At 45.0% G+C, this 2,707-nt stretch carries 1 protein-coding gene and 1 riboswitch; the gene reads right to left on the bottom strand.

The genetic code is table 11. The features are described 5' to 3' along the window. On the bottom strand, positions 1–2,321 hold a 2,321-nt coding region (locus tag HMPREF0373_RS01625; protein ID WP_021737807.1), incomplete at its 3' end, for an Ig-like domain-containing protein. Between the two features lie 163 nt (positions 2,322–2,484). Next, a riboswitch (cobalamin riboswitch) is annotated at positions 2,485–2,667 on the bottom strand. Positions 2,668–2,707: the final 40 nt, after the last annotated feature.

Genomic DNA, 2,707 nt, shown 5'->3' with positions numbered 1-2,707 from the left:
GCTTCCACACGGTTACCCAGTGCATCTGTTGCAGTAACGGTAATCACTGCATTGCCCGCTTTCAGACCTGTGATCCTGCCATCTTTCACACTGACAATATCCGGTGCGGAACTGCTCCAGTTCAATGTCGTCATAGCAGTTTCCGGTGTCACATCTGCCTGCAGCGTCTTGCTGTCTCCCTGAATCAGATTTGTTTCTGTATCGGATAACGTTACTTCTTTTACTGCGTCTGTCGTATTTTGGATCACAACCGGATACTCTACTGTTTTACCATTGGTATCGATTGTCAGAGTTGCCTTACCTTTGCTCACACCGTTGATCTTGATCTTATCCACGATATCCTGCGGTTGGAACTGACTGCCGGCGCGGGTAAGGATCTCAGCGGTAAAAATACTCTCATCGGATGATTTTACGCTTACTTTCTGTCTGCTGACACTCAGAATCGGAGATGTATTGACTGCCTGATATTCTTTGCTTTCGCCTTCCAGTACTTTTATGACTTTCTCGCTGATTTTAGAAGCCATTCCGCCTTTAAAAGTAATTTCGACATCCGCAATTCTTCCGTCTCCGGCTTTTGCTGTAAAAGTAATTGGTCTGTTCGAACTAAACACATTGTAAGTAATCAAACCTGTACTTTCATTGATCGCACAGGTATTCATGTCCGTTCCCAGTGTCGGAATAACACTCACATTTGCACTGGACCAGAATACACTCTTCACTTCCGGATTTCCACTCACAGATGTCTGAACCTCTGCAGGTTCTTTTTCCAGAAATGCACTGTCAATGGTATCTACAGAAACATTCGATGCTGTTGCATCCAATGTTCCTTTCAACTGATATTCAGCCTGTGCCGTATCACCCGTTTCTGTCTCTGCCACCACCAGTATTTTATCCGTATCACCGGACGGACGTTTCTGTGCTTTTGCTTTAAGAGTCTGCTCTTTCTTCACCAGAGCAAAACTTGTTTTATATTCACCAAGCAAATGTTCTTCGCTTACTGATTCGCCATCATAGATATGGAACGTTACTTTCATATTGCTTGGCAGTGAATCTGCCAGATTTACTGCCATATTCACATACCAGTTGTTCCCGGAAGATGGTAATGCATATTCAGCCACCTGCATGTTTTCAATCTTGTAAGGACTTTCAAAAATCGCACGATATGTCATATCCTTATCAAGCGTTACCTGGAGCCTGGAATCACCATCAACCGGTATCCATGTCTCGCCGCCATCACCGGACTGCTCCCAGCGCACAAACTTATACAGGGATGCTGCATCTGCGATCAGCGTATGTGTCTCTCCTCCGTCACGTACCTGGCTGACTGTTCCACCAGTCGTCTGAACCAGACTGAGTTGGTAAACCACCGCTGGCATTTTTTCAAAAACAGGTGTAATATGGCATACTTTCAATGCCCCATCCTGTGATGTCGTACCTTCATAATTCAGATAATAGGTATTTCGATTCTGATATGGAGACTGATACATTTTAAAATGCCAGTCAGAATCTGCCACGGTCAGAAAACCTTTCAGTGCACTTACTTCGTTCGGTCCAGCCGCAACAGCAGCCGTTTCCGGGCAGGTTCCATCAAAAAACCGGTCACCTATCTGCCAGCCACGAAACAGGTAGGTATCCGTATCCCAGTTCGTATCCCGCATCTGCGCAAGGTTGCCGCTAAATGATCCGATATTGGTAATCCGTTTCGGCAGAGTACCATTTACACCCCATAATGTCACTTTACTTAATGAATCATCCGATACTAAAGTACCATCCGACTGACGAAGCATTGCCTTGTCAATCTCCACGCGCGGACGTGTTCCTGTTTTATAACAAATTTTGGCAATTGCAGTAGTAACTACTGTTGGCGTCATATTTTCCTGCAAACCTTTGTTTGTTATAATAGCCCGATAATACTTTGTCTGACCAACCGTGACCTTCGGTACATAAGTGCTGACCAGTGGGGCACTCATTGTAGTTCCTGCGCCTTCAGCATCGGTAAATGTACTTCCGTCATCGGACACCTGCCATAAAATCGCCAATGTATTCTTGTTGTAATCAGATGGATTGTACTTCAACTGTACGCGCAGCTGACCTACTTTGTCCGAGTCATCGGCATAATAAGTAGCCGACTGACGACTGAGATCTGTCAGGACTGAATAAAAGACCGGTGCCGGTGCTGCTGTCACTGTATCATCCGCCTGTACTGCGACAGGACTGTTGCTGCCTGCTGCCAGTGCTGATATGGATGACATCGGTAACAGACTGAACACCATCAGCAGAGCAAGCATCAGCGACACAATTTTTTTGCTGTGTTTTTTCATTTTCTTCTCCTTTTTCCTGTAGGCTCCCCAAAACCTTCTCCCCCATTGTAGTTCTAAAGATTCCGAGTATTTGTTGTTTACTATCTATATAAACCGCTTTCCTGCGGATTGTATCCGTTTTTTGAGGAACAAAAATAAACCCCCGATATGCTTTCGGACATTTATCTACTGAGCTGCAACTGCCTGTATTCTGACTTAAAGTTCCAACCTACTCATTGTCCCTTCCCGGTTTCCCAGTGGTATCGACAACTTTCGTCCTTATTACAGCGGAGATAAACCGTGCCGGATTCTGACCGGACTTCCTAGATTGTATTTCTATCATTCCGCAGTTGTAATATGCTCCCTATGCAATTTTAGATGTGCAGTGATTCTGAGAAGAATATGTC

The organism is Eubacterium ramulus ATCC 29099, from assembly GCF_000469345.1.
Lineage (GTDB): Bacteria > Bacillota > Clostridia > Lachnospirales > Lachnospiraceae > Eubacterium_I > Eubacterium_I ramulus.
Note: the sequence above shows the minus strand (reverse complement) of the source record. Positions and strands in the feature narration are given on the sequence as shown.